General features: G+C 61.3%; 29 protein-coding genes. 11 read left to right on the top strand and 18 right to left on the bottom strand.

Features of this window, described 5'->3' with window-relative positions:
* Positions 1-9 precede the first annotated feature (9 nt).
* Entirely contained in the window at positions 10-531 is a 522-nt protein-coding gene (locus tag AB8B31_RS20725) for a L,D-transpeptidase family protein (RefSeq protein WP_018448267.1), read from the top strand.
* A gap of 131 nt (positions 532-662) precedes the next feature.
* Positions 663-1,493 carry an aldo/keto reductase gene (locus AB8B31_RS20720; RefSeq protein ID WP_028733565.1) on the top strand — a complete coding sequence of 277 codons (831 nt, stop codon included), beginning with the start codon at positions 663-665 and terminating at the stop codon, positions 1,491-1,493.
* 81 nt (positions 1,494-1,574) lie between these two features.
* On the opposite strand, the gene AB8B31_RS20715 is transcribed toward AB8B31_RS20720, so the two are convergent.
* The 10 genes from AB8B31_RS20715 to ffh form a co-directional block, all read right to left on the bottom strand.
* Positions 1,575-1,922 (bottom strand): hypothetical protein, encoded by a 348-nt coding sequence (locus AB8B31_RS20715; RefSeq protein WP_026230958.1) that lies wholly within the window; start codon positions 1,920-1,922, stop codon positions 1,575-1,577.
* A 323-nt stretch (positions 1,923-2,245) separates the two neighbouring features.
* A complete protein-coding gene (gene leuC / locus AB8B31_RS20710) occupies positions 2,246-3,655 on the bottom strand; it encodes a 3-isopropylmalate dehydratase large subunit (RefSeq protein WP_018243987.1) in 1,410 nt (469 codons plus the stop codon).
* Between the two features lie 283 nt (positions 3,656-3,938).
* Positions 3,939-4,751, bottom strand: coding sequence for an amino acid ABC transporter permease (locus tag AB8B31_RS20705; RefSeq protein WP_047620271.1), 813 nt, complete (start codon positions 4,749-4,751; stop codon positions 3,939-3,941).
* 16 nt (positions 4,752-4,767) lie between these two features.
* Positions 4,768-5,565, bottom strand: a complete 798-nt coding sequence (locus AB8B31_RS20700) for a basic amino acid ABC transporter substrate-binding protein (RefSeq protein ID WP_018448263.1) — start codon at positions 5,563-5,565, stop codon at positions 4,768-4,770.
* 145 nt (positions 5,566-5,710) lie between these two features.
* Complete coding sequence (rplS, locus tag AB8B31_RS20695; protein ID WP_018448262.1) at positions 5,711-6,259, bottom strand: 50S ribosomal protein L19; 549 nt, start codon at positions 6,257-6,259, stop codon at positions 5,711-5,713.
* A 335-nt stretch (positions 6,260-6,594) separates the two neighbouring features.
* Positions 6,595-7,278: a tRNA (guanosine(37)-N1)-methyltransferase TrmD gene (gene trmD / locus AB8B31_RS20690; RefSeq protein WP_018448261.1), complete on the bottom strand. Its 684-nt coding sequence runs from the start codon at positions 7,276-7,278 to the stop codon at positions 6,595-6,597.
* A 4-nt stretch (positions 7,279-7,282) separates the two neighbouring features.
* On the bottom strand, positions 7,283-7,852 hold the full coding sequence (gene rimM / locus AB8B31_RS20685) for a ribosome maturation factor RimM (RefSeq protein WP_026188551.1): 570 nt from the start codon (positions 7,850-7,852) through the stop codon (positions 7,283-7,285).
* 113 nt (positions 7,853-7,965) lie between these two features.
* On the bottom strand, positions 7,966-8,337 hold the full coding sequence (gene rpsP, locus AB8B31_RS20680; protein WP_018243981.1) for a 30S ribosomal protein S16: 372 nt from the start codon (positions 8,335-8,337) through the stop codon (positions 7,966-7,968).
* A 48-nt stretch (positions 8,338-8,385) separates the two neighbouring features.
* The gene (locus AB8B31_RS20675; RefSeq protein WP_018243980.1) at positions 8,386-8,706 is read right to left on the bottom strand and encodes a chorismate mutase; all 321 of its coding nucleotides are present in this window, start codon (positions 8,704-8,706) and stop codon (positions 8,386-8,388) included.
* A gap of 16 nt (positions 8,707-8,722) precedes the next feature.
* Positions 8,723-10,306 carry a signal recognition particle protein gene (ffh, locus tag AB8B31_RS20670; RefSeq protein ID WP_018243979.1) on the bottom strand — a complete coding sequence of 528 codons (1,584 nt, stop codon included), beginning with the start codon at positions 10,304-10,306 and terminating at the stop codon, positions 8,723-8,725.
* Between the two features lie 493 nt (positions 10,307-10,799).
* Here ffh and AB8B31_RS20665 point away from each other — a divergent pair, with 493 nt between their 5' ends.
* From AB8B31_RS20665 to AB8B31_RS20640, 6 genes are all read left to right on the top strand, one after another.
* Entirely contained in the window at positions 10,800-11,024 is a 225-nt protein-coding gene (locus AB8B31_RS20665; RefSeq protein WP_018243978.1) for a hypothetical protein, read from the top strand.
* 117 nt (positions 11,025-11,141) lie between these two features.
* Positions 11,142-12,047, top strand: coding sequence for a diaminopimelate epimerase (gene dapF, locus AB8B31_RS20660; protein ID WP_439007501.1), 906 nt, complete (start codon positions 11,142-11,144; stop codon positions 12,045-12,047).
* Complete coding sequence (gene mtaB / locus AB8B31_RS20655) at positions 12,044-13,318, top strand: tRNA (N(6)-L-threonylcarbamoyladenosine(37)-C(2))-methylthiotransferase MtaB (RefSeq protein WP_018448258.1); 1,275 nt, start codon at positions 12,044-12,046, stop codon at positions 13,316-13,318. Before dapF ends, mtaB begins: the two co-directional genes overlap by 4 nt.
* Positions 13,319-13,334: 16 nt before the next feature.
* Entirely contained in the window at positions 13,335-14,930 is a 1,596-nt protein-coding gene (gene ftsY / locus AB8B31_RS20650) for a signal recognition particle-docking protein FtsY (protein WP_018448257.1), read from the top strand.
* A gap of 76 nt (positions 14,931-15,006) precedes the next feature.
* Positions 15,007-15,651: a septation protein A gene (locus tag AB8B31_RS20645; RefSeq protein WP_028733563.1), complete on the top strand. Its 645-nt coding sequence runs from the start codon at positions 15,007-15,009 to the stop codon at positions 15,649-15,651.
* A complete protein-coding gene (locus tag AB8B31_RS20640) occupies positions 15,648-16,235 on the top strand; it encodes a DUF2585 domain-containing protein (RefSeq protein ID WP_028733562.1) in 588 nt (195 codons plus the stop codon). The genes AB8B31_RS20645 and AB8B31_RS20640 overlap by 4 nt, the downstream gene beginning before the upstream one ends.
* Positions 16,236-16,420: 185 nt before the next feature.
* Here AB8B31_RS20640 and AB8B31_RS20635 read toward each other — a convergent pair whose 3' ends face one another.
* Genes AB8B31_RS20635 through ccmA form a run of 5 tightly spaced genes read right to left on the bottom strand, consistent with a single transcriptional unit; the run spans position 16,421 to position 19,376 of the window.
* On the bottom strand, positions 16,421-17,029 hold the full coding sequence (locus AB8B31_RS20635; protein ID WP_028733561.1) for a DsbE family thiol:disulfide interchange protein: 609 nt from the start codon (positions 17,027-17,029) through the stop codon (positions 16,421-16,423).
* Positions 17,026-17,205 (bottom strand): heme exporter protein CcmD, encoded by a 180-nt coding sequence (gene ccmD, locus AB8B31_RS20630; protein WP_028733560.1) that lies wholly within the window; start codon positions 17,203-17,205, stop codon positions 17,026-17,028. Before ccmD ends, AB8B31_RS20635 begins: the two co-directional genes overlap by 4 nt.
* Positions 17,206-17,207: 2 nt before the next feature.
* Positions 17,208-17,969 carry a heme ABC transporter permease gene (locus AB8B31_RS20625; RefSeq protein WP_028733559.1) on the bottom strand — a complete coding sequence of 254 codons (762 nt, stop codon included), beginning with the start codon at positions 17,967-17,969 and terminating at the stop codon, positions 17,208-17,210.
* 47 nt (positions 17,970-18,016) lie between these two features.
* The gene (gene ccmB / locus AB8B31_RS20620; RefSeq protein WP_018243969.1) at positions 18,017-18,676 is read right to left on the bottom strand and encodes a heme exporter protein CcmB; all 660 of its coding nucleotides are present in this window, start codon (positions 18,674-18,676) and stop codon (positions 18,017-18,019) included.
* A 52-nt stretch (positions 18,677-18,728) separates the two neighbouring features.
* A complete protein-coding gene (gene ccmA, locus AB8B31_RS20615; protein ID WP_028733558.1) occupies positions 18,729-19,376 on the bottom strand; it encodes a heme ABC exporter ATP-binding protein CcmA in 648 nt (215 codons plus the stop codon).
* Between the two features lie 262 nt (positions 19,377-19,638).
* On the opposite strand from ccmA, the gene acnA reads away from it, so the two are divergent.
* The 3 genes from acnA (at position 19,639) to AB8B31_RS20600 (ending at position 24,090) form a co-directional block, all read left to right on the top strand.
* Entirely contained in the window at positions 19,639-22,329 is a 2,691-nt protein-coding gene (gene acnA, locus AB8B31_RS20610) for an aconitate hydratase AcnA (RefSeq protein WP_028733557.1), read from the top strand.
* Between the two features lie 234 nt (positions 22,330-22,563).
* The gene (locus AB8B31_RS20605; RefSeq protein ID WP_018243966.1) at positions 22,564-23,304 is read left to right on the top strand and encodes a DUF1223 domain-containing protein; all 741 of its coding nucleotides are present in this window, start codon (positions 22,564-22,566) and stop codon (positions 23,302-23,304) included.
* Positions 23,305-23,688: 384 nt separating this feature from the next.
* Entirely contained in the window at positions 23,689-24,090 is a 402-nt protein-coding gene (locus tag AB8B31_RS20600) for a DUF2794 domain-containing protein (protein ID WP_018448249.1), read from the top strand.
* A gap of 167 nt (positions 24,091-24,257) precedes the next feature.
* Here the strand turns inward: AB8B31_RS20600 and AB8B31_RS20595 are convergent, their stop codons facing one another.
* The 3 genes from AB8B31_RS20595 to AB8B31_RS20585 all read right to left on the bottom strand — a co-directional run bounded on the left by AB8B31_RS20595 (position 24,258) and on the right by AB8B31_RS20585 (position 26,062).
* Positions 24,258-24,815: a GNAT family N-acetyltransferase gene (locus AB8B31_RS20595; RefSeq protein WP_028733556.1), complete on the bottom strand. Its 558-nt coding sequence runs from the start codon at positions 24,813-24,815 to the stop codon at positions 24,258-24,260.
* 121 nt (positions 24,816-24,936) lie between these two features.
* Positions 24,937-25,257 carry a hypothetical protein gene (locus AB8B31_RS20590; protein ID WP_028733555.1) on the bottom strand — a complete coding sequence of 107 codons (321 nt, stop codon included), beginning with the start codon at positions 25,255-25,257 and terminating at the stop codon, positions 24,937-24,939.
* A 76-nt stretch (positions 25,258-25,333) separates the two neighbouring features.
* Entirely contained in the window at positions 25,334-26,062 is a 729-nt protein-coding gene (locus AB8B31_RS20585; protein ID WP_011653891.1) for a Bax inhibitor-1/YccA family protein, read from the bottom strand.
* Positions 26,063-26,101: the final 39 nt, after the last annotated feature.

The following is a 26,101-nucleotide window of genomic DNA, read 5'->3' as shown; positions in this document are numbered from 1 at the left end:
AGGCCGAGTATGACGGCGTCGACGATCGTGGTGCGTCCTGCGCCGGGGCGCAAGAGCCGGGCGATCGTCCGGCTCGGCGCCATCACCGTGCCCGCTGCGATCGGCCGCTCCGGCCGCACGGTGATGAAACGCGAGGGTGACGGCGCTACGCCAATCGCCTCGATGAGGCTGATATCAGGCTTCCGGCGCGGCGAGCGGAACGGCCGGCTCGTCACCCCGCTTTCCATCCGCCGCATCCGTCCTGACATGCTCTGGTGCGATCAGTCTGGCAATGCCAGCTACAACCGCCTCGTCAGGGCGCCGTTCCGGGCAAGTCATGAGGAGATGCGGCGCAGCGACGGGCTCTACGATATCTGCCTGGTAATGGACTGGAACATTTCCTCGCGTGCGCGCAATCGCGGCTCGGCGATCTTCTTCCATCTCATCCGGCCAGGCTACGAGCCGACGGCAGGCTGCGTGGCGGTAAGCCTGCGTGACATGCGCCGCCTGCTGCCCCACCTTCGAAAGGGAACGATTGTCCGCGTCGTCTGATTGTCTTCCGGATGCGGTCGCCTATATGCTTCCGGTGACCGAACGCTCCGGCTGAAATGCGTTCAGGGACGTCCGCAAGCGCGGGCGCAATTCATGCCTCGTCCAATTCTTCAAACTCCCGGAGATATATTGTGACCGCTCAACCTATCATCACTTTCCATGACGGACATTCCATTCCACAAGTCGGCCTCGGCGTCTGGCAGACGCCGCAGGATATTGCCGCTCCCACCGTGCGCACTGCGATCGCCGCCGGCTATCGTCACATCGATACGGCTTCCGGTTACGACAACGAAGAGGGCGTCGGCGAAGGCATCCGTTCTTCCGGCCTCGACCGCAAGGACATCTTCGTCACCACCAAGCTCAGAAATACCGATCAGGGCTATGACAATACGCTGCGCGCCTTCGACGGCAGCCTGAAGAAGCTCGGTTCCGAATATGTCGACCTCTATCTCATTCACTGGCCGTCGCCGCATCGCGGCCTTTATACCGAGACCTGGAAGGCTTTCGTGCGCATCCGGGAAGAGGGTCGCGCCCGCTCGATCGGCGTGTCGAATTTCTATCCTGAACATCTCGAGCGTATCATCGGCGAAACCGGCGTCGTTCCCGTCATCAACCAGATCGAGCTGCATCCCGATTTCCAGCAGAAGGCGGCGCAGGAGGCTCATCAGAAGCTTGGTATCGCCACCGAATCCTGGAGCCCGCTCGGCCAGGGCAAGTTCATCTCGAACGCTGATATAGGCGAGATCGCCAAAAAGCATCAGAAGACGCCGGCTCAGGTGATCATTCGCTGGCACATCGACACCGGCCTTGTCGCCATCCCGAAATCGGTGACGCCGTCGCGCATCGAGGAGAACTTCCAGGTGTTCGACTTCAAGCTCGATGCCGACGACATGGCCGCGATCGCCAAGCTCGACAGCGCCAGCGCCCGCATGGGACCGGATCCGATGACGGCCGCCTTCTGAGCACTATCGAGGGCATCAGCGGTCGCCCCGGAGGAGAGATCACCCGGGCGGCCGCACTTGACGGAGGCATGCAGCCTTCAGTCAATAATTGCAATTGGACGATCCGTTGGTCGGCGCGAAGCCGTAACTGCAGCTATTGCCCAGGCTCTGCGGTCTTCCAATTGAGCCGGTATAATCGTCGAAGGCGCGTGAGGGATACCAATAACCATTGGCGCTCTTGATATAGCCGGGCCGGCCACTGCTGTAGCCGCGATATCCGTTAAGTGAAGGTATCTTCTTCTGCGCGACCTGCAGCAGTTGGTCCGAGGCGACCGTGACTGTCGGTATGGCTGGATGCATCGGCGCGGCGCCGACGGCGTCGATCGATGCCAGCGGTGCAAACATGATCAGGCTGGCTCGCAGTAAACTCACTACCAATTTCTGCCTCATGGCGCTTCCCCGATGGCGCGGTGTTCGCCGAAGCCTGAACGGTATCTGTCGCGTGTCGCGCCTGATTATCGATGAGGCCACAGGAATTTATCGATGTCGATTGCCCGAAAGGATGAAATTGGGAAGGCGGGCCATGCACAAACGGGCTCGCCCGCCACGCGCTTTAGCACAGCAATTCAGAGGGCTGCAGAGCTGCGCGTGGGAGAAGGCGCGGAGCGGTGCGGATCGCAACATGTGGGTGTCGAAGCGTCAGACGCCATAAAATGCAAAGCCGCCCGATGCGTATCGGGCGGCTTTCAATCTCATCCGTTGGCCGGATCAGATCAGTTCCACTCGCGGATATCGACGAAGTGCCCGGCGATCGCGGCTGCGGCTGCCATTGCCGGCGAGACGAGGTGCGTGCGGCCCTTGAAGCCCTGACGACCTTCGAAGTTGCGGTTCGAGGTCGAAGCGCAGCGTTCGCCCGGCTTCAGGCGGTCGTCGTTCATGGCAAGACACATGGAGCAGCCCGGCTCGCGCCAGTCGAAACCGGCGGCCTTGAAGATCTTGTCGAGGCCCTCGGCTTCCGCCTGTTCCTTGACGAGGCCGGAGCCCGGCACGATCATCGCGTCGACGGTTGGGGCAACCGTCTTGCCTTCGACGACCTTGGCGACTTCCCGCAGATCCTCGATGCGGCCGTTGGTGCAGGAGCCGATGAAGACGCGGTCGAGCGTGATGTCGGTCATCTTCGTGCCCGGCTTCAGGCCCATATAATCGAGCGCGCGCCACTTGGAGGTGCGCTTGGTTTCGTCCTGGATGTCGTCGGGGTTCGGAACGATGCCCTGGACGGAGATGACATCCTCGGGCGAAGAGCCCCAGGAAACGATCGGCGGCAGGCTGGCGGCATCGAGTACGACGACGCGATCGTAATGAGCGCCCTCGTCGGTCTGCAGCGTCTTCCAGTAGGCGATCGCCTGTTCCAGCGCCTCGCCCTTCGGCGCGCGCGGCTTGCCCTTGATATATTCGAAGGTCTTTTCGTCCGGGGCGATCAGGCCGGCGCGGGCGCCGCCTTCGATCGTCATGTTGCAGATGGTCATGCGGCCTTCCATCGACAGCGCGCGGATCGCTTCGCCGGCAAATTCGATGACGTGGCCGGTGCCGCCGGCCGTGCCGATCTCGCCGATGATGGCAAGGATGATGTCCTTGGCGGTGACGTGCGGCGGAAGCACGCCGTCGACCCGCACGAGCATGTTCTTTGCCTTCTTCTGGATCAGCGTCTGGGTCGCCAGCACATGCTCGACCTCTGAGGTGCCGATGCCGTGCGCCAGGGCGCCGAAGGCGCCATGCGTCGAGGTATGGCTGTCGCCGCAGACGATGGTCATGCCGGGCAGGGTGAAGCCCTGTTCCGGGCCGACAATGTGAACAATACCTTGGCGCTTGTCGCTTGCCGAATAATATTCGACGCCGAATTCGGCGGCATTGGTGGCCAGCGCTTCCACCTGGATGCGGCTTTCCTCGTTCTTGATGCCGAGATGGCGGTCGGGCGAGGTGGGGACGTTATGGTCGACGACGGCGAGCGTCTTTTCCGGCGCGCGAACCTTGCGGCCGGTCATGCGCAGGCCTTCGAAAGCCTGCGGCGAGGTGACTTCGTGGACCAGATGACGGTCGATGTAGAGAAGACAGGTGCCGTCTGCCTGTTCGTCGACCAGATGATCGTCCCAGATCTTGTCGTAGAGGGTACGCGGTGCGCTCATGGCGTTAAGTCCGTTTTTCTAAAGCTTTTGGAAAATCGAGAAATGGCAGATCAGGCTCCGCCGGCCGTCATTCGATCAACGAAGTCGGCTGTTGAGCGCACCGGACACGCACGCAAAAAACCGCGCCGGCAGGCGATGATGGTCCTGCAGCACGAAAATATGCGCACCAATGCATCTGAACTTGGATTCCATGGCCCTGCATATAGCGATTTTTCGCGGCGGCTTCAATTTGAATCATCAGGCGGCCTTCTGAGACCCCTCGGTGATGCGGCCATTGGCGCAGTCACCGCGACTTCATCCATTTCTCCGTCCGCCGCAGCGCCAGCGACAGGCCGATCGTCAGGATCAGATAGATATAGGTGACGATCGAATAGGTTTCGAAGAAGCGGAAGGAGCCGGCGGCATAGACCTTGCCCATCTGGGTGATGTCGGCGACGCCGAGCACGGAGACGAGCGAGCTGTCCTTCACCATCGAGACGAAATCATTGGAGAGGGGTGGGAAGATCACCCGGATCGCCTGCGGGAAGACGACCGAGCGGAAGCGCCGGTAGCGCGAGAGGCCGAGGGCCTTGGCCGCCTCGATCTGGCCGAGATCGACCGACTGGAAACCGGCCCGGAAGATTTCGGCGATGAAGGAGGAATAGCCGACCGTCAGGGCGATGATCGCTCGCCACATCAGCGAGAGGTCGCGCACCAGGATGGGCTCGGCCATGCCTGATGTCACCAGCGGCGAAATCAGGAAATTATAGGCTGCGACCAGGGCCGGCGCGCCGACGAAGGCGACGTAGAACAACAGTACGAGAATCGGGATGCCGCGGATGATCTCGATGTAGAATCGCGCAATCTGACGCAATACCTGGCTGTCGGCCATGCCGAGCAGGCAGATGCCGAGGCCGAGCACGGTTGCGAGCACGAAGGCGACCAGCGTGACGAAGACGGTGATGCCGACACCGTTGACGACGGTGCGGAAGACCTGGGCATAGATATCGTTGGTGACGATGACGGCGGCAAGGACGAGGCCGATCGCGACAAGCGCGACCAGCCACCAGGGATAGTCATCCTTGACGTATCTGTCGGGAGATGGTCGCAAGGCCATCAGCTGCAGCTCGGCGTCATTCGCCCATCTTGTAGTCGAGGAACCACTTCTTGTTCAGCGCATCCAGCGTACCGTCGGCCTTGAGTGCGGTGATGGCGGCATTGACCGGGGCGACAAGATCGGACCCTTTCGGGAAGATGAAGCCGAAATCCTCCGTGCCGAGCGGTTCGCCTATCAGCTTCAGGGCGCCGTTCGAGGCATCGACATAGCCCTTGCCGGCTGTGCCGTCGGTCAGCACAACGTCGACGTCGCCGGCCTTCAGGGCCTGGACGGTGGCGCCGAAGGTTTCGAAGAGTTTGATGCGCGGGTTCTGCTCGTTGCCATCAAGCACTTCGTAGACCGCGGTGTAGAAGGGCGTGGTGCCGGGCTGCGCGCCCACCAGACCGTCCTTGAATTCGCCGAAGGACTTGGCGTCAGTGAAGCGCTTCTCGTCGCCGCGCACCAGCATGAACTGCTGCGAGCGCATGTAGGGGTCGGAGAAATCCACTTTCTGTTTGCGGTCTTCCTTGATGGTGATGCCGGTCATGCCGATGTTGTACTGGCCGTCGGAAACCGCCTGGATCATCGCGTCCCAGCTGGTGTTCTGGAATTCGACCTTGACGTTCAGCCGCTTGGCGATCTCGTTCATCGCATCATATTCCCAGCCGATCGCCTTGCCGGATTTCGGATCGACGAACTGCAGCGGCGGATAGGCATTCTCGGTGACGACGACGACGCTCTTGCCGCCAAGATCAGGCAGTTCGGCGGCCGATGCGGCCAGGGGCAGAAGAGCAAGGGCGGCGAAGCTCGCAAGAACGGTACGGCGAAAGAACATTGAACGGTTCCCCTAAATTGAACGGCAAAAACTGTCACGGAAGATAGGCCCGAGGCAAGGCCGCCGGCTGCGTGCCGAAACAAAAATTAGAAAAGGCGACCCGAAGGCCGCCTTTCCAAGCAAAGAATTTTGCGTAGCGCAGAACTTATTCTGCTGCCGGTTCCGCTGCGGCGGCAGCGGCTGCTGCTGCTTCAGCAGCGGCCTTGGCTTCCGCAGCTTCGGCTGCTGCCTTCTCGGCGGCGAGCGCCTGAGCTGCTGCGACCTTTTCAGCTTCGATGCGTGCCTTTTCCTCGGCAATAGCGGCGCGCTCGGCGTCGTTGAGCTTGCGGGCGCGGACGCCGGTGTCTTCAACGATACGGGCAGACTTGCCGCGACGATCTCTGAGGTAATAGAGCTTGGCGCGACGGACCTTACCGCGGCGAACGACGTCGACGCTTTCGATCATCGGCGAGTAGACCGGGAATACGCGCTCGACGCCTTCGCCGTAGGAGATCTTGCGGACCGTGAAGTTTTCCTGCAGGCCGCCGCCGGAGCGGGCGATGCAGACGCCTTCATAGGCCTGAACGCGGGTACGGCTGCCTTCCGTGACCTTCACGTTGACACGGACGGTGTCGCCCGGGGAAAATTCGGGAAGCGTGCGCTTGGCTTCGATCTTGGCGGCCTGTTCGGCCTCAAGCTGCTGAATGATGTTCATCGTCTTAACCTTTGGTTCTTCTGAAACAGCCAGAGCGCTCAACACTGATCCTTCGGAACTGGCCTCAGGACTTTGCCCATCAAGGGCGGGAGCGGATTCGCCATTCTTTGTTTGCTGGCAGACGGGGATAAACCCCATTTCCGCGTGCGCCAATACACGAAAGGCCAGGGCTTGTCATCCCTTGGGCGGCATTTTTGTGAAAAGGGCTGCGAAATCAGCCGTTTTTCTCACTTTACAGCGCCGCGCGTCTTTTTCTGACACGCAAAGGACGCTGTACCGTTTTGAATCTACACGTCGTGCCTTCGGAAAATCGATCCGATTTTCGAGCCGATAGGCTAGCCCTTTTCGAGCAGATCCGGCCGCCGCTCCCGGGTCAGCCGCACCGCTTCCTGATGCCGCCATTTCTCGATGGCGCCGTGGTTGCCGGAGGTGAGGATTGCGGGGATTTCCCGGCCTTCCCACTCCTGCGGCCGGGTATAATGCGGATGTTCCAGCAGTCCGCCTTCGAAGCTTTCGTGCAGGCCGGAAAGATCGTTGCCCATGACACCAGGCAGGATGCGGACGATCGCATCGAGCACGATCAGCGCCGCCGGCTCGCCGCCTGACAGTACGTAGTCGCCGATCGAGACCTCTTCCAGTCCGCGTGCCTCGATCACCCGCTGGTCGACGCCCTCGAAGCGGCCGCAGACGATGATGACGCCGTCGCCGGCCGCGAGCTCGCGCACACGCTGCTGCGTCAGCGGCCGGCCGCGCGGGCTCATCAGCAGCCGTGGGCGGGGATCGTTTTCTGAGGCGCTATCGATCGCGCGGGCGAGAACGTCTGGTTTCAGCACCATGCCGGCGCCGCCGCCTGCCGGGGTGTCGTCGACGGTGCGGTGTTTGTCGGTGGCAAAATCGCGGATCTGCACCGCCTCCAGCGACCATTGCCCCCGCTCCATCGCCTTGCCGGCGAGCGAGAAGCCCAGATGCCCCGGAAACATTTCCGGATAAAGTGTCAGCACGCTCGCCCGGAAAACCATGGCGTCACTTCTTCTTTTTCGGCTTGTCCGGGGTGAATTTCGAAAGCTCTTCCGGATCGTCGACCAGACCCGCCGCCAGCGGATCGATCAGCAGCGTGCCGGCCTCAAGGTCGATCTCCAGCACCGAGGCTTCGGAGAAGGGGATCAGCACCGGGCGTTTGCCCGGACCTTTGAGTTCCAGCAGGTCGCCGGCGCCGAAATCGAAAACGCCGGTGACCGTGCCATAACTGACACCCTTGTCGTCCCGCGCCTCGAGCCCTTCGAGATCGGCATAGTAGAACTCGTCGTCCTCCAGCTCCTCGTCCGGCAGGTTGTCCCGCTCGATATAGAGTTCAAGTCCGTTCAGAGCCTCGGCGGCATTGCGGTCGTTGACGCCGCGGAAACGAACGACGACGACATTCTTCATCTCGCGGATCTCGAGGACTTCGAAGCTGCGGCCGTCCATGCTGTGGAGATGGCCGTAGTCGCCAAGCGCGCTGGGATCGGCCGTATAGGCCTTGGCGCGCACCTCGCCCCGGAGGCCTTGCGCGCCACCGATCGTCGCCATCAGAACGGGGTTTTCAAGCTTTGTCATGGGTTCCTTCATGTGAAGCCGAAAGACAGGTTTCTCATAAACGAAGTGCGGGCGATTGGAAACGAAAACGGGCGGCATGTCGCCATGCCGCCCGCTCGAAGGGAATGTCCCGATTATTCCGCGGCGTCGGCGGCAGCAGCGGCGGCGTCAGCGACCTTCTGAGCCTTTTCGGCGGCGCGCTCCTGGGCGCGCTTGCCAGGCTTTGCCTTGACCGGGTTGTTCTTGACTTCGCGCTTGGCAACGCCGGCCTCATCGAGGAAGCGCAGAACGCGGTCGGTCGGCTGAGCGCCGTTTTCGATCCAGTGCTTGATGCGCTCGGCGTTCAGCTGAACGCGCTTCTCATCGTCCTTGGCAAGCATCGGGTTCCAGGAACCGAGGTTTTCGAGGAAGCGGCCGTCACGCGGGCTGCGCGCATCGGCGAGAACGACGTGGTAGTACGGGCGCTTCTTGGAGCCACCGCGGGCGAGACGAATTTTCAGTGCCATGTTCTTTACTCCTTGGGCTTTTCTTGACCGCTTTCTTGAGCGGTACGGTTATCGGGCCGCGGCGCTTTGTTCAGCGTGATCCGCAGCGATCTGCTCATGATGCCGGATGACTTCCTTGATGACGAAGTTCAGAAACTTCTCAGCGAAATCCGGATCCAGATTGGCGGCTTTCGCCAGTTGGCGAAGGCGTTCGATCTGGTATTCCTCGCGCGCCGGGTCGGCCGGCGGCAGATTGTATTTGGCCTTCAGCACGCCGACCTCTTTGGTGCAGCGGAAGCGTTCGGCCAGCATGTGCACGAGAGCGGCATCGATATTGTCGATCGACTGACGATAGCTCGCGAGCTGGGCTTTGACGTTTGGATCATTCATGGGGCAAGCGATCCTTTCACTTCTTCTTCGGCAATCCGGGCAATCCCGGGAAACCACCGCCAAGGCCCGGCAGCTTGGCGCCGCCGAGGCCCGACAAACCACCCGGCAGACCGCCGAGACCGGGCATACCCCCACCCGGCTTTCCAAGCCCCGCCGCTTCGGCCTGCTTCTGCAGGGCCTCGAGCTGTCGGGGATCGATATTCGAGAGATCGGGCATGCCGCCACCCATACCGCCCATGCCGCCGAGCCCCATCTTGCCGGCAAGGCCGCCCATCATCTGCTTCATCATGCCGCCTTTGCCCTTGCCGCCCATCATCTTCATCATGTCCGCCATCTGGCGGTGCATCTTCAGAAGCTTGTTGATGGCGGCGGCATCGGTACCGGAGCCGGCGGCGATGCGCTTCTTGCGCGAATGCTTGAGCAGGTCGGGATTGGCGCGCTCGGCCCTGGTCATCGACTGGATGATGGCGATCTGGCGGCCGAAAAGTCTGTCGTCGAGGCCGGCTGCGGCCATCTTGTCCTTCATGCCCGCCATGCCGGGCATCATGCCCATGATGCCGCCCATGCCGCCCATTTTCTGCATCTGGCGCAGCTGGTCGGCGAGGTCGTCGAGGTCGAACTTGCCCTTGGCCATCTTGGCGGCCATGGCGGCCGCCTTCTCGGCGTCGATGTTTTCAGCCGCGCGCTCGACGAGCGAAACGATGTCGCCCATGCCGAGGATGCGGTCGGCGATGCGGCGGGGATGGAACTCCTCCAGCTCGCTCATCTTCTCGCCGACGCCGATCAGCTTGATCGGCTTGCCGGTGACGGCGCGCATCGAAAGGGCGGCACCGCCGCGGCCATCGCCATCCATGCGGGTCAGCACCAGACCGGTGATGCCGACACGTTCGTCGAAACTGCGGGCGAGGTTGACGGCGTCCTGACCGGTGAGGCTGTCGGCGACCAGCAGGATTTCATGCGGGTTCGAGCGCTTCTTGATGTCGGCCATTTCGACCATCAAGGGCTCGTCGATATGCGTGCGGCCGGCGGTATCGAGGATGACGACGTCGTGGCCGCCGAGCTTAGCCGCCTGCACGGCGCGGGTGGCGATATCCGTCGGCGACTGGCCTGATATGATGGGCAGCGTGTCGATGTTGGCCTGCGCGCCGAGCTGGCGAAGCTGCTCCTGGGCTGCCGGACGGCGCGTGTCGAGCGATGCCATCAGCACCTTCTTCTTCTCGCGCGTCGACAGGCGATGGGCGATCTTCGCCGTCGTCGTCGTCTTGCCGGAGCCCTGCAGACCCACCATCATGACGACGACCGGGGCGGCCGCATGCAGGTCGATGCCGACGCCTTCGCCACCCAGCATCTCGATCAGTTCATCATGCACGATCTTGACGACCATCTGGCCGGGCTTGATCGACTTCAGGATCTCGGCGCCGACGGCCTTTTCACGCACGCGGTCGGTGAAGGAACGCACGACGTCGAGCGCGACGTCGGCCTCCAGCAACGCACGGCGAACCTCGCGCAGCGCTGCGGAAACATCGGCTTCCGAAAGCGCGCCACGGCCTGTCAGTCCATTCAGAATGGATCCAAGACGGTCCTGGAGGTTCTCAAACATCGGCTCTTCCTTGATACGTTTCGGGCGGGTTTTTACATGCCCGGAAACGTCGTGCTTTTCCTTGACGAAAACAAGACGCAAAGCCAAAAAGCACCCGAGGGCGCATCGCGCTGTCGGGTGTTGACCTCCGGGATCTCAGGTCCCGGTCGGCGGCTCGGAGTCGTGTGGCTCGTCGCGGATTGGGCGCGATAAACAGGAAAGTCGGGCGAAAGTCAAGGTGAATGCGGGCAAATGACCGCATGGCGACTTTTCAAAGCCGGCGTGACATGGGCGCGACCGGAATGTGCCGCTGGACACGCACGAAAGTACGTGTTCAAGCCGACCTCTGTATTGGCTTCCGCACTCCGCCTGATTTTTCCGATTTTTGCTGGCAAAAATTCCGATTGGCGACCCGAATTCGCTGGAGGGGCCAGTTGCAAATTATTCTGCTTATGATTCTACTTTCTACTTAAGTGCGTCCTGTAAAATGATTCGTGAATATCCTTGATGCCGAATGAATCGGCGGAGATATCGAATGATAAATCTTGATATTGAGAGTTGGGCGCTGGCGCGGGCCCATCATATTGTTCTGAACGAAGGCTTGAATCTTGCGAAGGCGGCACAGGATCTGGATCGCAAACGGTCCCGCTCGCTGGTCTACGAGCTGAGAAAGGTCATCACCGCAGCCATTGTCGAAGCCCATGCTGCGTCCTTCGATCCCGACGGTGCGCAGCGGTAAAAGCCGAACTGCTGCCTCGAAGGGGTCAGCAGGCCGCTACGCCTGTCCGGCACTCACCCACTGGTAATTCCTTCGCATTTCCGCCATATACACCGGAAAGACAGACGGAATGATCCCATGAGCGCAACGGTCGAATTCGCGAGGATGAACGGGCTTGGCAACAAGATCCTGGTCGTCGACATGCGCGGCCGGCCGGACAAGGTGACGTCTGCGGCGGCGGTCGCGCTCAATGCCGATCCGCAGACTGAGTTCGATCAGATCATGGCAATCCATGATCCGAAGGTCGAAGGCACCGATGCCTTCATCGATATCCTGAATTCTGATGGCTCGAAGGCGCAGGCCTGCGGCAACGGCACGCGTTGCGTCGTGCAGGCGCTTGCCGCCGAGACCGGCAGGAAAGTCTTCACCTTCCAGACGGTCGCTGGCATCCTCAACGCCGTCGAGCACGAGGACGGGACGATTTCGGTCGATATGGGCCGGCCGGTGTTCGATTGGGACAGGATCCCGCTGGCGGAAGAATTCCACGACACCAGCCGCATCGAACTGCAGATCGGCCCGATCGACAAGCCGGTGCTGCATTCGCCGTCGGCGATGTCGATGGGCAATCCGCATGCGATCTTCTGGGTGGACAGGGACGTGATGTCCTATGATCTCGCCCGCTTCGGACCGCTGCTCGAAAACCATCCGATGTTTCCCGAGCGCGCCAATATCACGCTGGCGCAAGTGACGTCGCCGACATCGGTGACGACGCGCACCTGGGAGCGCGGCGCTGGACTGACGCTCGCCTGCGGCTCGGCCGCCTGTTCTGCTGCCGTCAGTGCTGCGCGCACCGGCCGTACCGGCCGCAAGGTGACGATCAATGTGGCCAGCGCCAAGCCGCCGGCCACGCTTTCGATCGAATGGCGCGAGCGCGACGATCATGTGATCATGACCGGCCCGGCCGAATGGGAATGGTCGGGCAGGCTCGATCCTTCGACCGGTCTCTGGTCGCGCGAGGCTGACCGAGAGGCGGAGGCGCAGTGAGCGGCATCGAGGTCATTACCTTCGGCTGCCGCCTCAACACATATGAATCCGAAGTGATGAAGGCGCAGGCTGAAAAGGCCGGGCTCAACAATGCCGTCCTGGTCAATACCTGTGCCGTAACCGGCGAAGCGGTGCGCCAGGCCCGCCAGGCGATCCGCCGGGCCCGGCGTGACAATCCGCATGCCCGCATCATCGTCACCGGCTGTGCCGCGCAGACGGAAAAGCAGACCTTCGCTGCGATGGCGGAGGTCGATGCCGTGCTCGGCAACGAGGAGAAGCTGACGAGCGCCTCCTATCGCGGCCTGCCGGACTTCGGCGTTTCGGCCGAAGAGAAACATCGCGTCAACGACATCATGAGCGTCAAGGCGACGGCGCCGCAGATGGTCAGGCACATTGATGGCCATGTGCGCGCCTTCATCCAGGTGCAGAACGGCTGCGACCATCGTTGCACCTTCTGCATCATTCCCTATGGCCGCGGCAATTCCCGCTCCGTGCCGATGGGAGCTGTCGTCGACCAGGCCCGCAATCTCGTCGATGGCGGTTACCGCGAGATCGTGCTGACCGGCGTCGATGCCACCAGTTACGGCGGCGATCTGCCGGGCGCCCCGACGCTCGGGCTTTTGGCGAAGACCCTTCTGAAGCAGATCCCCGATATCCGCCGCCTGCGGCTTTCCTCGATCGACAGCATCGAGGCCGATGCCCACCTGATGGATCTCATCGCCGACGAGCCACGCTTCATGCCGCATCTGCATCTCTCGCTGCAGCATGGCGACGACATGATCCTGAAGCGCATGAAGCGCCGGCATTTGCGCGCCGATGCGCTGCGTTTCATCGAGGATGCGCGTCGCCTTCGCCCGGAGATGAGCTTCGGCGCCGATATGATCGCCGGCTTTCCCACGGAAACCGAAGAGATGTTCGACAATGCCGTGCGGCTGGCCGAAGAGGCTGGGATCGCCCATCTGCATGTCTTCCCCTACAGTCCGCGTCCCGGCACGCCGGCAGCGCGCATGCCGCAGCTCGACCGGTCGCTGGTCAAGGATCGCGCCGCAAGGCTGCGCGCCACTGGACATAGGCTGCATCAATCCCATCTCGATGGGATGATCGGAACCCGGCAATGGCTGCTTGTTGAAAACAACGGCCTGGCGCATACGGAGAATTTCACGCTGGTCGCCGCGCCCGGCCTTCGTCCCGGCGAACTTGTGCCGGTCACGATCACCGGCCACAATGGCAAGCATCTCGACATGCAATTGACGGCCGCAGCCGCGGCCTGACTTTCACGGAATCCCCATGGCGCTCAGTTTCATCAAAAAGGTCTTCACCTTCGGCAAGCCGGTTGAAGAACCTGTGCCTGCGGCCGTGGAAAAGGAGTTGGAGCCGCGTTCGCGCGTCGAAGATCTGCCGGTTGCTGACGATCCAGTGCTGGCCGAGGAAATGGATACTGCCGGCGGGCCCGCTTCAGATATTGACGAGGGCGGGGTCGAGGCGCCGGTTGCTGAAGATGATGTCGAATCCGCAATCCTGCCCGCCGCCGACCAATTGAGCGACATGGGTGTCGTGCCGCTTTCATTGCTGGAAGCCGAGGCAGCAGCGGAGGTGGAGACTGAAATCCAGGCGGTTACCGAAACCGTTGCGGAAATACCCCCTTCTGTCCCTTTGGGACATCTCCCCCACGAGGCGGGAGATCATGTGGAGACCGGAGCGCTAGAACAGCCGGCTGACCTCGAAGAGATCGTCGAAAAGCTTCCGGAAGAGATTCCAACTGAACCGGAAGAGATTCCGACTGAGGATGATGCAGGACCGGATTCGCCCTCCCAGCCAATCTCCCCACCTCTGGGGGAGATGCCCGGCAGGGCAGAGGGGGGTAGCCCCGCGGCAGAACCGGAGATTGGCTCTCCCATCCTCCCCAAAGGCTTCGCCACCGGCCCGAAGGTCGTCGAGCCGGAGCCGGTTGCCCTGCAACCGAGGCTCAGCTGGTTCCAGCGCCTGCGCAACGGCCTTGCACGCACCTCTTCGCAGCTGACCAGCCAGATCACCGCGCTCTTCACCAAGCGCAAGCTCGATGACGAGACGCTGCAGGATCTCGAAGATCTGCTGATCCAGGCCGATCTCGGCGTCGAGACCGCCATGCGCGTCACCGACACGCTTGCTTCCGAACGCTACGGCAAGGATGTCACCGGCGAGGATGTCAGCCGGATCATGGCGTCCGAAATCGCCAAGGTCCTGAAGCCGGTCGCCAAGCCGCTGCAGCTCGACCTCTCGCACAAGCCGCATGTCATCCTCGTCGTCGGCGTCAATGGCACGGGCAAGACGACGACGATCGGCAAGCTTGCGGCGAAGCTTTCCGGCGCCGGGCTGAAGGTGATGCTGGCCGCCGGCGATACTTTCCGTGCGGCCGCGATCGAGCAGTTGAAAATCTGGGCCGAGCGGACGAAATCCGAATTCATCGGCACCAAGCTTGGCGCCGATGCCGCCGGCCTTGCCTATGATGCCTTCGAACAGGCGAAGGCGAAAAAATGCGATGTGCTGATCGTCGATACTGCCGGCCGCCTGCAGAACAAGGCCGAGCTGATGGCCGAACTCGAGAAGATCGTGCGCGTGCTCGGCAAACTCGATCCCGATGCGCCGCACACCGTGCTGCAGACGCTCGATGCCACGACGGGGCAGAACGCGCTCAGCCAGGTCGAGATCTTCCGCAACGTCGCCGGCGTCAACGGGCTGATCATGACCAAGCTCGACGGCACGGCGCGCGGCGGCATTCTTGTTGCCATCTCCGCCAAGCACAAGCTGCCGGTCTATTTCATCGGCGTCGGCGAGGGCGTCGAGGATCTGGAGCCGTTCGAGGCCGAGGATTTTGCCCATGCCATTGCCGGACTTCCGCAATGATGCCACAGATATGCCGCCGAAAGCCTGCAAGGCACGGCCGGAAACAGGTTTCCAGGAAAACAGGTTTGAAGAACGCATGAGTACCGAAAGCGATATCACCCCGACCGCAGCCGACCGGCATCACCCGCTGCTGAAACTGGCGCTGGAACTTGGGCCGCTGATGATCTTCTTCTTCGCCAATCTGCGTGGCCAGTGGCTGGTGGAGACGTTTCCTGCTCTTTCCGAATTGGGCGGACCGCTGTTCGTCGCGACCGGCCTCTTCATGGCGGCGACGATCATCTCGCTGGTCGTGTCGAAGATCGTGCTCGGCCATCTGCCGATCATGCCCTTTGTATCCGGCATCGTCGTGCTCATCTTCGGCTCGCTGTCGATCTGGCTGCAGAACGAAACCTTCATCAAGATGAAGCCGACCATCGTCAATGCACTCTTCGGGGTGACGCTTCTCGGCGGACTGGCCTTCGGCAGGTCGCTGCTCGGCTATGTCTTCAATGCGGCCTTTCAGCTCGATGCCGAGGGCTGGCGCAAGCTCACCATCCGCTGGGGCATCTTCTTTCTCTTCCTCGCCGTGCTGAACGAAGTCGTCTGGCGCAATTTTTCCGACGGTACCTGGGTCGCCTTCAAGGTCTGGGGCACGATGCCCATCACCATCATCTTCACGCTGGCGCAGATGCCGCTGGTGTTGAAGCATAGCATCAATCTGGAAACGGACGGCGAGAAGTGAGCGCTGCAGAGGCCGAATACCGGGTAAGACACCAGACCTTTTGGTTCGCCGCCTGCCTTGCGGTTCTGATCATTCAGATTGCCGCCGAATATATGATGGGCCGCGTGCCGATCTGCGCCTGCGGTTATGTCAAGCTGTGGGAGGGCGGGGTCAATACCAGCGGCAATTCGCAGCATCTGTCGGATTGGTATACGCCGTCGCACATCATCCACGGCTTCCTGTTCTACGGGCTCGCGCATCTTATCCTGCGCGGCAAGCCGTTGGCGGCAAGGCTGCTGCTGGCGCTCGTCATCGAATCCGGCTGGGAGCTGCTCGAGAATTCACCTCTGATCATCGACCGCTACCGCACGGCGACGATCGCGCTCGATTATTACGGCGACAGCATCCTGAATTCGGCGATGGACACCGTCTTCATGTGCATCGGCTTCTTCTTCGCGCGGCGCGCGCCGGTGGCACCGACGGTGGCGATTGCCATCTTCTTCGAGATTTTCACCGGCTATATGATCCGCGACAACCTGACGCTCAACGTTGTCATGCTGATCTGGCCGGTGGAGGCGATCAAGGTCTGGCAGAGCGGGCTTTAGCGCTTCTTTGTCCCGATAAACCCTCCCCGACCCCTCTCACAAGGGGAGGGGTTTAGATGCCGCTCCGACGCTTTTCATTTCATCGTTTCATCCGCAGAGAGTCTGATATTTGCTCGATGCGGGCCACGAGTTAGTCCATCCCCCTTGTGGGGAGGGGTTGGGGAGGGGTCTTTGTGGAGTAATCGCTACGAAACCGGCTTGCCGAGCGCCTTTTCCATCGCTGGAAACAGCCCTTCCTTCAGGCTGATATCGTCGAAGGGGCCGACGCGCTTGTAGAGGATCGTGCCGTCTGGCCCGACCAGATAGCTTTCCGGAATGCCGTAGACGCCCCAGTCGATTGCCGCCTTGCCGTTCGGGTCGATGCCGATCGCCTGATAGGGGTTGCCGAGTTCGCCGAGGAAACGCAGGGCGTTGTCGCTCTGGTCCTTGTAATTGATGGCGACGATATTCAGCCGTCCGTCTTTCGCCAGTTCCTTCAGCACCGGATGTTCGTCCCGGCAGGGGAGGCACCATGAGGCGAAGACGTTGACGAGGGTCAGCTTGCCCTTGATTGCCGCATCGGTCAGCGCCGGCAGGTTGGCGCCGTCGAGCGGCGGCAGGTTCAGCGTCGGCGCCTTGGTGCCGATCAGGGCGGAGGGAATTTCGGCAATGTTCTTGCCATGGAAATCCTGGTCGTAGAGCATCTTCGCGGCCGTGGCCGCAATGCCGCCGAAGACGACGAGCGGCAGCAGCGCCAATGCGTAACGGCTCAGCCCGCGCGGCTTGGCAGCGGTGTTTTCCGGTGTGTCGTTCATTCGCCATTCCCCACACTGTCCTTGGGGCGCGCCGAACGGCGGCGGATGCCCGCAGCCTCAAGGGCTGCAAGTTCCCTGCGGCGGGCGCGGCCGTCGGCCCAGGTCCAGGCGGTGACGGCAATCGTCACCAGGGCTGCAAAGCCATAGGAAGCGTAGACGTAGAAGGCATGCGTCACGGCTATTCCTCCCGGCTCGCCATGCGGGCGGCAAGACGGCGCTGGGCGGCAATGCGGCGGCGCCAGATCTCGTTCCTCATCGCCATGATGTGCAGCGTGAAGAAAAGCAGGGTGAAGGCGATCGCCATGATGAACAGCGGGCGCAGGAATTCCGAATCGATCGCCGGGCCGTCGAGGCGCAGCACGCTCGCCGACTGGTGCAACGTGTTCCACCACTCGACCGAGAATTTGATGATCGGGATATTGACGAAGCCGACGAGAATGAGCACGGCGCTGACGCGCGCGGCCTTCGACGGATCATCGATGGCGCGGCTGAGCGCAATCAGGCCGAGATACATCAGGAAGAGGATGAAGACGGAGGTCAGTCGTGCATCCCAGACCCACCAGGTGCCCCACATCGGCTTGCCCCAGAGCGAGCCGGTGACGAGCGCGAGCAGGGTGAAGGCGGCGCCGAGCGGGGCTGCGGCCTTGGCGGAGACATCGGCCAGCGGATGGCGCCAGACCAGCGTGCCGATCGCCGAGACGCTCATGATCGTATAGCACATCATCGAAAGCCAGGCGGAGGGGACGTGGATATACATGATGCGCACGGTCTCGCCCTGCTGATAGTCGCCTTCGGTGGCGAAGCTCAGATAGAGACCGACGGTAAAACAGAGGGCGGTGATGCCGGCCAGCCACGGAATGGCGCGCGCCGCCAGCGCCAGAAATCGCGTCGGGTTGGCGAGATCGCTGAATTTGCTGATGGCAAGGCTCGTTTCGCTCATGACGCTTCCATACCTTGATCCGGTTTTTCCTGCAATCGAATGACCAATCAATCCGCCGTGTTTCGCAGCGCAAGGGCGGCTGCTGCCGGGCCGATGACCGCGAAGAAGAGTGTCAGAGCGATGAGGATCAGAAAGGGCGGCAGGAACGGGGCCGGATCCTCGACCGCGGCATAGGTGGCGCTGACGCCGAAGATCAGCACCGGGATGGTCAGAGGCAGCACGAGGATCGAGACCAGCAGACCGCCGCGAGGCAGTGCCACAGCAACGGCGGCGCCGACAGCGCCGATGAAGGTGATAGCGGGCGAGCCGACGAGCAGCGTCAACATGGTCGCGCCGATCGCCGTCTCGTCCATGTTCATGAAGAGGCCGAGCAGCGGCGAGGCGATGACCAGCGGCAGGCTGGTGGCCGTCCAATGGGCGAAGCATTTGACCAGCACCGTCAGGACGAGCGGCGTTTCCTGCATCAGCATCAAGTCGAGCGATCCGTCGTCGCGCTCGGCCTGGAACAGGCGGTCGAGGCCGAGAAGGGCGGCAAGCAGGGCTCCGATCCAGACGATGGCGGGGCCGATGCGCGAAAGCAGCTTGAGATCGGGACCGACGCCGAAGGGGATGACGGCGACGATGGTCAGGAAGAACAGTACGCCGATCAGCGCGCCGCCGCCGGCGCGAATCGAGAGTTTAAGGTCGCGGAAAAAGAGGGCGGTCATGCGCGGCGGCTCTTTGCGTCAGCGGTGGACGGGGTAGCCACATCGAGAAACATCAACCCCATACCCCATGATCCACGCCGGCAAAGCCCGTCATCTTCAATTCCTGTGTATTCTGCAGCCCCAGGGGCTGATGGGTTGCCGCCAGCACGATGCCGCCCTTTGCCAGATGGGCCGAGATCAAATCGGCAAGCAGCCGGTCGGCGCTGGCATCGAGTGCGGCTGTGGGTTCATCGAGGATCCAGATGGGGCGGTAAGCGACGAGTAGTTTGGCGAAGGCGAATCGGCGCTGCTGGCCGGCGGAGAGATAAGCGAAGGGAAGGTGAGTGATTCCCGAAAGACCGACCGCCTCGGCGGCGTCCTCGACGGCGAGGCCGGCGTCGCCGCCTGTACTGCCGAGAAAGGTACGCCAGAAATCGAGGTTTTCTGCAACCGTAAGTTCATTCTTCATCGCATTTCTATGGCCGAGGTAGTGGCTGACCTCGCCGGGATGCCTGCCTTCCCGGCCCTCTTCGTCGCGGAAGATGACAGTGCCTTTTTCCGGCCTCAGCAGTCCGGCGGCCACACGCAACAAAGTGGACTTTCCCGATCCATTTCTACCCGTGAGAACAAGCGCCTCGCCGGCCGCCAAGTGAAAGGAAATGTTAACGAAAATGAGATCCTCACCGCGCCTTGCAGCCAGATTTTCGGCGGTGAGATGCATGCGTCGGCTCTTTCTTGGTTTCGGCTTCCGGCGGGGTCAAAAAATGTCCGATTTTGACTGTCCTCGGGTATGGCAAGTTTTTAGGAAATTATCTATAAGACCTGCAACCACGCCAGCGGTCGGCGTGAATTTCATCCTTGCGCCGAACTTGGAGCGTCTGTTCCACGTGCGGACAGCGGAAATGGCCGTACCCGCATCCTGATGTGCATTAAGTGCATAGGCGTTCGCACGACTGTGTTGGCTATCAGAAACGGGGTATCTCGTGTCTAAATCTCTTGACAGTTTCAATTGTCGTTCCACGCTTTCCGTCAACGGGAAGGACTATGTCTATTACAGCCTGCCCAAGGCTGAGGCAAACGGTCTGGCCGGCGTGTCGAAGCTTCCCTATTCGATGAAAGTGCTGCTTGAAAACCTGCTGCGCTTCGAAGACGGCCAGTCGGTCACCAAGGAGCATATCCTGGCCGTTGCCGAATGGCTGAACAATAAGGGTGCGGTCGAAAACGAAATCGCCTATCGCCCGGCGCGCGTGCTGATGCAGGACTTCACCGGCGTTCCCGCCGTCGTCGATCTTGCCGCGATGCGCGACGCGATGGTGTCGCTCGGCGGCGATCCCGAGAAGATCAACCCGCTCGTTCCCGTCGATCTCGTCATCGACCACTCCGTCATCGTCGACGAATTCGGCACGCCGCAGGCCTTCGCCCGTAACGTCGAGCTGGAATACCAGCGCAACGGCGAGCGCTACCGCTTCCTGAAGTGGGGCCAGCAGGCATTCAAGAATTTCCGCGTCGTGCCTCCCGGCACCGGTATCTGTCATCAGGTCAATCTCGAATATCTCGGCCAGACCGTCTGGACCAAGGAAGAGGACGGCGAGACGATCGCCTATCCTGATACCTGCGTCGGCACCGACAGCCACACGACGATGATCAACGGTCTCGGCGTTCTCGGTTGGGGCGTGGGCGGTATTGAAGCGGAAGCTGCGATGCTCGGCCAGCCGGTCTCTATGCTGCTGCCCGAAGTCATCGGCTTCAAGCTGACCGGCAAGCTCAAGGAAGGCGTCACGGCGACCGACCTCGTTCTCACCGTCGTGCAGATGCTGCGAAAGAAAGGCGTCGTTTCGAAGTTCGTCGAATTCTTCGGTCCTGGCATGGACAACATGCCGCTCGCCGACCGCGCGACGATCGGCAATATGGGCCCGGAATACGGTGCCACCTGCGGCTTCTTCCCCGTAGACGGCGAAACCATCAACTATCTCAACATGTCCGGCCGCACCAAGGACCGTATCGCGCTCGTCGAAGCCTATTCGAAGGCGCAGGGCATGTGGCGTGACGGCGACGGCTCCGAGCTCGTCTTCACCGATACGCTGGAACTCGATCTCAGCGATGTCGTGCCGTCGATGGCCGGCCCGAAGCGTCCGGAAGGCCGCATATCGCTCGAGAACATCGCGACCGGTTTTGCCGGCTCGATGGACACGGATTACAAGAAGCCCGGCCAGCTGAACAACCGCTATGCCGTCGAAGGCACGGATTTCGATCTCGGCCATGGCGACGTGGCGATCGCCGCCATCACGTCGTGCACCAACACCTCCAATCCGTCAGTCTTGATCGCTGCCGGTCTTCTTGCCCGCAACGCCGTTGCCAAGGGACTGAAGACGAAGCCGTGGGTGAAGACCTCGCTGGCACCGGGATCGCAGGTCGTCGGCGAATATCTCGCCAAGTCGGGCTTGCAGGCCGACCTCGACAAGCTCGGCTTCAACCTCGTCGGCTTCGGCTGCACCACCTGCATCGGCAATTCCGGCCCGCTGCCGGCGCCGATCTCGAAGACGATCAACGACAAGGGCCTTATCGTTTCCGGCGTTCTTTCCGGCAACCGTAACTTCGAAGGCCGCATCTCGCCCGACGTGCAGGCGAACTACCTCGCATCGCCGCCGCTCGTCGTCGCCTATGCGCTTGCCGGCACGGTGCAGAAGGATCTGACCAAGGAGCCGATTGGCGAGGACCAGAGCGGCAACCCGGTCTATCTCAAGGACATCTGGCCGACCTCGAAGGAAGTCCAGGAATTCATCCTGAAATACGTGACCCGCGAGCTCTACGAAAGCAAATATGCCGATGTCTTCAAGGGCGACGTCAACTGGCAGGCCGTTCAGGTTCCGCCGGGCCAGACCTATGCCTGGGACGACAATTCGACCTACGTGCAGAACCCGCCCTACTTCGTCGGCATGGGCAAGAAGGGCACCGGCGTTTCCGACATCAAGGGCGCCCGCGTTCTCGGCCTGTTCGGCGACAAGATCACCACCGACCACATCTCGCCTGCCGGTTCGATCAAGGCTGCATCGCCGGCCGGCGCCTACCTCATCGGCCACGACGTCGCCGTTGCCGACTTCAACCAGTACGGCACGCGCCGCGGCAACCATGAAGTGATGATGCGCGGCACCTTCGCCAATATCCGCATCCGCAACCACATGCTCGGCCCGAACGGCAAGGAAGGTGGCTACACCATCCACTACCCGTCGAAGGAAGAGACCTCGATCTACGACGCCGCCATGCAGTACAAGCAGGAAGGCGTGCCGCTCGTCATCTTCGCCGGTGTCGAATACGGCAACGGCTCCTCGCGTGACTGGGCTGCCAAGGGCACCAACCTGCTCGGTGTCAAGGCGGTGGTCGCCCAGTCCTTCGAGCGCATCCATCGCTCGAACCTGGTCGGCATGGGCATCATTCCCTTCGTCTTCGAAGAGGGCACGACCTGGCAGAGCCTCGGCCTCAAGGGCGATGAACTCGTCACCATCGAAGGTCTGGAAAAGATCAAGCCACGCGAGAAAAAGATCGCCAGGATCACCTATGGCGACGGCACCGTGAAAGAGGTTCCGCTGCTGTCGCGCGTCGATACGCTCGACGAGGTGATCTACCTCAACAATGGCGGCATCCTGCAGACGGTTCTGCGCGATCTCGCTGCCTGATTTTTAAGAAACTCACATGATAATGGCCGCCGGAGAGCAGTTTCCGGCGGCTTTTCTTTGCGGCGACGCCATTTAAGCGGGGCTCACGATGATTTGTTTTGCGCAAGTTCCCGTCGAGCTACGTCTCACCCGTTCGTGACTTTTCGTTTGGACCCGGAAGGATTATTCGTACGTTCATATGTCAGGGCCTCCGGTTCGAACACGCCGTCGGCGCTGAAAAAGAGGTGCAGGTGAATGTCCCCCCGTTTTTTGATTCCGCTGATCGCTAGCGTTGTTTTCTCAGGCCCGTTGCAGGCCGAGGACGGCACGCCGAAAGGTGTCGTCGAACTCTTCACGGCGCAGGGCTGCTCCTCCTGTCCTCCCGCTGACGCCGCTTTCCGCAAGCTGGTGAACCAGGGCGATGTCATCGCGCTCGCCTATCATGTCGATTACTGGAACTATCTCGGCTGGGCCGATACGCTGAGCTCCAAGGAAAACACCGAGCGGCAGTACGGCTATGCCAGGACGATGGGCCGAAGCAACGTCTACACGCCGCAGGCCATCGTCAACGGACGCGGCCATCTGGCCGGCGCCGATCTCAACGGAATCAACAGCAAGATCGACACCTTTAGCAGCGAAGGCAACGGTCTGACCGTTCCCATCAACGCCGCGATGCGCGGCGACGAATTGGAGATCAAGATCGGCGCCGGACAGGGCAAAGCCAATGTCGTGATGGTCTATTTCGACAAGGAAAAGACAATCGACGTCGAAAAGGGTGAGAACAGCGGCCAGAAGATCTCTTATCTGCACAGCGTCACCAATGTCGAAACCGTCGGCATGTGGGACGGCAAGGCGACCAGTCTGACGCTGCCGGCCAGCGTCCTGCAGCGGCCGCAGCTCGAAGGCTGCGCGATTCTGCTGCAATCGGCGACCGCAGACGGCGATCCGGCTGCCATCCTTGGCGCAACCGTGGTGATGGCTGGAAAAAATATCTGAAATTTCATCCGGTTACGGATGAAATGCTGGGGCGGCCCGGCCGAGCGTATTCGGGGCTGGGGTTAAGGTCGATACGCTCCGCCGGGCCCTTTGGCGCGCTGGCGCCAAACTGGAATTCATAAATCTCCTGCAAATGAGGCGCTGTTTTGACTGAAATGCGGCGCTGTCGAGAAAGCGTTGGCCTGCCCAGCGCATCATGCCTTCCGAAAATCGGACCCAACTTTCGGAAGGCATGATGCGCAGACTTAAAGTGCTACAGCGTCCGTGCGCGAGAGACGCGCGGCGCTGTGGTGCGGCCGAATGTGGCGGCTGGCACTCTTGCAATTTGCGGCGGCTCGGGCAAACTGTCACTCTCCTGTCACATGTGGAGGCCTTGTGAGACTGATGACAGATCAGCCGGATTTGCGACACGGCGAAAGCCGTTCCGTCGACCACAGTTCCTCAGTCGTCGTCGATCTCAGGGAATACAAGCAAAGCAAGGACCCGCTTCCGGTGACCTTCCACCGGCGCGAACTGGACGCCATCCTCTGGATCTACGGCCGTATGGTCGGTGACGGTGAATGGCGCGACTACGCCATCGATCACCTCAAGGACAGGGCAGTCTTTTCCGTCTTCAAGCGTTCCGGCGAAATGCCGCTCTTCCGCATCGAGAAAAATCCTAAGCTCGCCGCCAAGCAGGGCGCCTATTCCGTCATCAACACCAACGGTACGATCCTGAAGCGCGGTCACGAGCTGAACCAGGTGCTGAAGGTGTTCGACAAGGCCCTGAAGCTCGTCGACAAGTAAGCCGCATTACAGCATCCTTTGCGCGTCTTTTCAGACGCGCAAAGGATGCTGTAACACTTTGAATCTAAAGCGCGTCGCGATCTTTCAGATTCGCCCCTCGCGCTTTAGGTCTTTGTTTTTACGCATGTCGTTATCGCAAAACCGCGCACACTTTTGCGCGACATGCTTTAGCCGTTAAACAGCGTGCCGGGATAGGCTGATGGGTCCGGATCGGTGCTCGTACCCTCACCGAGGACGCGCTGCATGAACATCGTATCCAGCCAGCGGCCGTGCTTGTAGCCAGTGCCCTTCATCAGACCGACCTCCTCGAAGCCGGCTGCGCGATGAAGCGCGATCGAGGCGGGGCTGGCGCCGCCGATGACGGCGGCCATCTGACGGAAACCGAGTCCGGTGCAGCGGGTGATCAGTTCGGCGAGCAGCGCCTTGCCGATGCCCCGGCCGCGGGCCTCAGGCGCGAGATAGATCGAATCCTCGACCAGCCAGCGATAGGCAGGACGCGTGCGAAACGCCGAGGCATAGGCGTAGCCGAGCAGCACTCCGCCCGCATCGACGGCGGCGATATAGGGATATTGCTGGCTGACAATGGCCGCAAAACGTTGCGCCAGCTCGGCCTCGGACGGCGGTACGATCTCATAGCTCGCAACGCCGTTCAGGACGGATTCGCGGTAGATATCGGCGATGGCGGGAATATCGGCTTGCGAGGCTTTGCGCAGGAGGAAGGACATCGGCGGCTGGTCCAGCGGGAGGGCAGGGCTCCTCTAAAACCATTCCTGCAAAGCCGGCGCAACAAAAAAAGCCGGTGCAAGCCCGTTTGCAGATGATCATCAACGACATGCCCTGCCGCAGCTACTCTAGAATTTGGATCCTCAACCTTTCGGCTTGCTTGCGCGCCTGGCGCCTCACATACAGGACCAGCAACGGCGAGAAGACGAAAGCCATGGCGACGTGCACTACAGCAGAGAGCACCAGGTCACTTCCTCTATTCAAGTCGATAGGTATCAGGTGCCAGTAGTCGATAGCCAGAACCCCTGAAATTGCGCCGGCCAAGGCGGCAATGGCGGCGCTGAGCCAAGCAAAGATCGAATAGAGCAGGCTATCAGGCAGTCGCTTCGCCAATAGTACTGCAACGACAATGCACGGGATGAAAACAAATCCTTGCAGTAGCATGCCCCTACCCCCTCCGGCATTCACCCACAACAATAAAGGCGGCCGAAGCCGCCTTTTCGATCTCAGTCTGCCCTGCTTATTTACGGTTGCCCATGAACTGCAGCAGGAACATGAAGAGGTTGATGAAGTCGAGATAGAGCGTCAGCGCACCCATGATCGCCTTGCGACCGGCCACGGCGACGTCATCGGCTTCCAGGTACAATTCCTTGATCCGCTGCGTATCGTAGGCGGTCAGGCCTGCGAAGATCAGGACGCCGAGCACCGAGATCGCGAACTGGACGGCGGACGACGCCAGGAAGATGTTGACCAGCGAAGCGATGATCAGGCCGAAGAGACCCATCATCAGGAACGAGCCCATCGCCGACAGGTTACGCTTCGTCGTGTAGCCGTACAGCGACAGCGCGCCAAAGGAGGCGGCGGTGACGAAGAAGGTCTGAACGACGCTCTGGCCCGTGTAGATCAGGAAGATCGACGAGAGCGACAGACCGACGAGCGCAGCGTAGACCGCAAAGGTCGTCTGGGCGGCGGCCACCGTCATGGTATTGATCCGGAAGCTCAGGAAGAACACCAGAGCCAGCGGCGCCAGAATGACCACCCACTTCAGCGGGCTTACATAGATCGCCTGACCGAAAGCGGTCAGTTCGCCATTGGCGAAGGCGAATTGGAACGACAGATATGCGGCCACACCGGTGATCGCCAGACCCAGCGCCATCAGGTTGTAGACCTTGAGCATATAAGCGCGCAGGCCTTGATCAATCATCTCGCCGGTCTGAGCGCGGCTTTGATAGTTACGAAGATCAGCCATAGTTTCCTCTTACAAGCTCCGATGGATATACGGTGTCGG

The organism is Rhizobium sp. 62_C5_N11_2 (assembly GCF_051811185.1).
GTDB classification, from domain to species: domain Bacteria; phylum Pseudomonadota; class Alphaproteobacteria; order Rhizobiales; family Rhizobiaceae; genus Rhizobium; species Rhizobium leguminosarum.
This window is presented reverse-complemented; position numbering and strand designations above follow the sequence as displayed.

What these genes read in the sequence shown, in the direction of transcription:
- AB8B31_RS20725 (WP_018448267.1), top strand. Translation starts at nt 10, where the DNA reads ATGACGGCGTCGACGATCGTGGTGCGTCCTGCGCCGGGGCGCAAGAGC.
- AB8B31_RS20715 (WP_026230958.1), bottom strand. Translation starts at nt 1,922, where the DNA reads ATGAGGCAGAAATTGGTAGTGAGTTTACTGCGAGCCAGCCTGATCATG.
- leuC (WP_018243987.1), bottom strand. Translation starts at nt 3,655, where the DNA reads ATGAGCGCACCGCGTACCCTCTACGACAAGATCTGGGACGATCATCTG.
- AB8B31_RS20705 (WP_047620271.1), bottom strand. Translation starts at nt 4,751, where the DNA reads ATGGCCTTGCGACCATCTCCCGACAGATACGTCAAGGATGACTATCCC.
- AB8B31_RS20700 (WP_018448263.1), bottom strand. Translation starts at nt 5,565, where the DNA reads ATGTTCTTTCGCCGTACCGTTCTTGCGAGCTTCGCCGCCCTTGCTCTT.
- rplS (WP_018448262.1), bottom strand. Translation starts at nt 6,259, where the DNA reads ATGAACATCATTCAGCAGCTTGAGGCCGAACAGGCCGCCAAGATCGAA.
- trmD (WP_018448261.1), bottom strand. Translation starts at nt 7,278, where the DNA reads ATGGTTTTCCGGGCGAGCGTGCTGACACTTTATCCGGAAATGTTTCCG.
- rimM (WP_026188551.1), bottom strand. Translation starts at nt 7,852, where the DNA reads ATGACAAAGCTTGAAAACCCCGTTCTGATGGCGACGATCGGTGGCGCG.
- rpsP (WP_018243981.1), bottom strand. Translation starts at nt 8,337, where the DNA reads ATGGCACTGAAAATTCGTCTCGCCCGCGGTGGCTCCAAGAAGCGCCCG.
- AB8B31_RS20675 (WP_018243980.1), bottom strand. Translation starts at nt 8,706, where the DNA reads ATGAATGATCCAAACGTCAAAGCCCAGCTCGCGAGCTATCGTCAGTCG.
- ffh (WP_018243979.1), bottom strand. Translation starts at nt 10,306, where the DNA reads ATGTTTGAGAACCTCCAGGACCGTCTTGGATCCATTCTGAATGGACTG.
- AB8B31_RS20665 (WP_018243978.1), top strand. Translation starts at nt 10,800, where the DNA reads ATGAATCGGCGGAGATATCGAATGATAAATCTTGATATTGAGAGTTGG.
- dapF (WP_439007501.1), top strand. Translation starts at nt 11,142, where the DNA reads ATGAGCGCAACGGTCGAATTCGCGAGGATGAACGGGCTTGGCAACAAG.
- ftsY (WP_018448257.1), top strand. Translation starts at nt 13,335, where the DNA reads ATGGCGCTCAGTTTCATCAAAAAGGTCTTCACCTTCGGCAAGCCGGTT.
- AB8B31_RS20645 (WP_028733563.1), top strand. Translation starts at nt 15,007, where the DNA reads ATGAGTACCGAAAGCGATATCACCCCGACCGCAGCCGACCGGCATCAC.
- AB8B31_RS20635 (WP_028733561.1), bottom strand. Translation starts at nt 17,029, where the DNA reads ATGAACGACACACCGGAAAACACCGCTGCCAAGCCGCGCGGGCTGAGC.
- AB8B31_RS20625 (WP_028733559.1), bottom strand. Translation starts at nt 17,969, where the DNA reads ATGAGCGAAACGAGCCTTGCCATCAGCAAATTCAGCGATCTCGCCAAC.
- ccmB (WP_018243969.1), bottom strand. Translation starts at nt 18,676, where the DNA reads ATGACCGCCCTCTTTTTCCGCGACCTTAAACTCTCGATTCGCGCCGGC.
- ccmA (WP_028733558.1), bottom strand. Translation starts at nt 19,376, where the DNA reads ATGCATCTCACCGCCGAAAATCTGGCTGCAAGGCGCGGTGAGGATCTC.
- AB8B31_RS20605 (WP_018243966.1), top strand. Translation starts at nt 22,564, where the DNA reads ATGTCCCCCCGTTTTTTGATTCCGCTGATCGCTAGCGTTGTTTTCTCA.
- AB8B31_RS20600 (WP_018448249.1), top strand. Translation starts at nt 23,689, where the DNA reads ATGACAGATCAGCCGGATTTGCGACACGGCGAAAGCCGTTCCGTCGAC.
- AB8B31_RS20595 (WP_028733556.1), bottom strand. Translation starts at nt 24,815, where the DNA reads ATGTCCTTCCTCCTGCGCAAAGCCTCGCAAGCCGATATTCCCGCCATC.
- AB8B31_RS20590 (WP_028733555.1), bottom strand. Translation starts at nt 25,257, where the DNA reads ATGCTACTGCAAGGATTTGTTTTCATCCCGTGCATTGTCGTTGCAGTA.
- AB8B31_RS20585 (WP_011653891.1), bottom strand. Translation starts at nt 26,062, where the DNA reads ATGGCTGATCTTCGTAACTATCAAAGCCGCGCTCAGACCGGCGAGATG.